General features: G+C 75.8%; 1 protein-coding gene. It reads left to right on the top strand.

The window, feature by feature from the left end; all coding sequences use genetic code 11:
- A partial coding sequence (locus E1295_RS48095; protein WP_220449273.1) for a trypsin-like serine peptidase occupies positions 1 to 1,423 on the top strand: 1,423 nt, incomplete at its 5' end.
- Positions 1,424 to 1,445: the final 22 nt, after the last annotated feature.

Below are 1,445 nucleotides of genomic sequence, written 5' to 3'. Positions count from 1 at the left end.
CGTCCAGACCCGGGCACACCCCGGCGCCGTGTCCTCGCCGCTCATGCGCCCGCGACACGCCGTACGCTACTGGACCCACCAGCGGCAGGCCGCCGCGAACCTGCCGGAGACCGTGACCGCCCCCAGGCGAGGCACGGCCAACTTCGCCGGCACCCGGCGGCACAGCGTTCCCGCCTCCAAGCGCCTCACCCCTGGCAGCGACGACAACGGATACGCCCGCGTGCGACGGCCGTACACACGCGCCGCAGGCAGCCGGATCACCGGCAGGCTCTTCTTCGTCAACTCCGGCGGGCAGGGCGACTCCTGCAGCGCCTCCGTCGTCCGCTCCGCCGCGCAAACACTCGTCGTCACCGCCGCCCACTGCGTCTACAGCGTCCCCGCCGGTGCGGCGGCCGGCCGCTGGCACCAGCGCTTCGCGTTCGTCCCCGCCTACGACGGGCGGGCCGACACGGTCAAGAAACGCGAGCCGTACGGGCGGTGGGGCGGCCGGCGAGCCTGGAAACCCGACGGCTACACCGGCCTGACCGGCGGCGACTGGAACTCCGTCTACGACATCGCCCTCATCGAGGTCGGCCGGCGCGAGCACACCCTCCAGAAGACCGTCGGCGCCTTCACCCCGATGCGCAGCCAGGGCGGCAGGCACACCGTCGTCACCAGGGGCTATCCCGGGGTGCCCGGCCGGCGGCCGTACGACGGGCGGGACCAGCTCTGGTGCCTCGGCCGCACCCGCCAGGCCACCGGCATGGTGCTCGGCGCCACCCTCCCCGCCGCCCTGCCCGCCGGACTGCCCGCCGGACTGCCCGCCGGACTGCCCGCCGGACTGTCCACCGGCCGGGCCGGCACGACGGCGCTGCGGCCGGGACGGCTGGAGACGCACAACTGCCACCTGCACAAGGGCCACAGCGGCGGGCCGTGGCTCATCCAGGGCACCCGAGACCTGGTCGGGGTGCTGTCGGCGGGCAAGGAGGACGGCTACGCCGCGGGCAACGCCGTCGCCAACGCCCTCAACGCGGAAGGCTACGGCGCCATCGTCCGCCGGGCCGACCCGAGCGGTGTGTACGACGCCCTGTCCGTCACGCTCAAAGGGCCCGCGAAACCGGTCAGGCGCGGCGCCACCGCCACCGTCACGGCCACCGTCCGGCTGCGTGGGCTGATGGCCGCCGCCCGCGTACCCGTCACCCTCACCCTGCCGCCCGGCACGAGCCTCACCACGACCGGCGGCGGCTGCGTACGCGAGCCCGCCAGGTCCGCCTGCACGATCCCCGCCCTCCACCCGCGCCGGCCGGTGCGCGTCACCGCCACGATCGCCGTCGCCCGGGACGCAGGGGCGTCCCTGCGCGTCGTCGCGCACGCCGCTTCCTCGGCCCTCGACCCCTCCCAGGCCGACAACACCAGCGCCCTGCGGCTCACCACCCGCCCCTAGGGCCGGCGGGCGGGGTCACGGG

This window comes from Nonomuraea mesophila, assembly GCF_004352805.1.
GTDB classification, from domain to species: domain Bacteria; phylum Actinomycetota; class Actinomycetes; order Streptosporangiales; family Streptosporangiaceae; genus Nonomuraea; species Nonomuraea longispora.
Note: the sequence above shows the minus strand (reverse complement) of the source record. Positions and strands in the feature narration are given on the sequence as shown.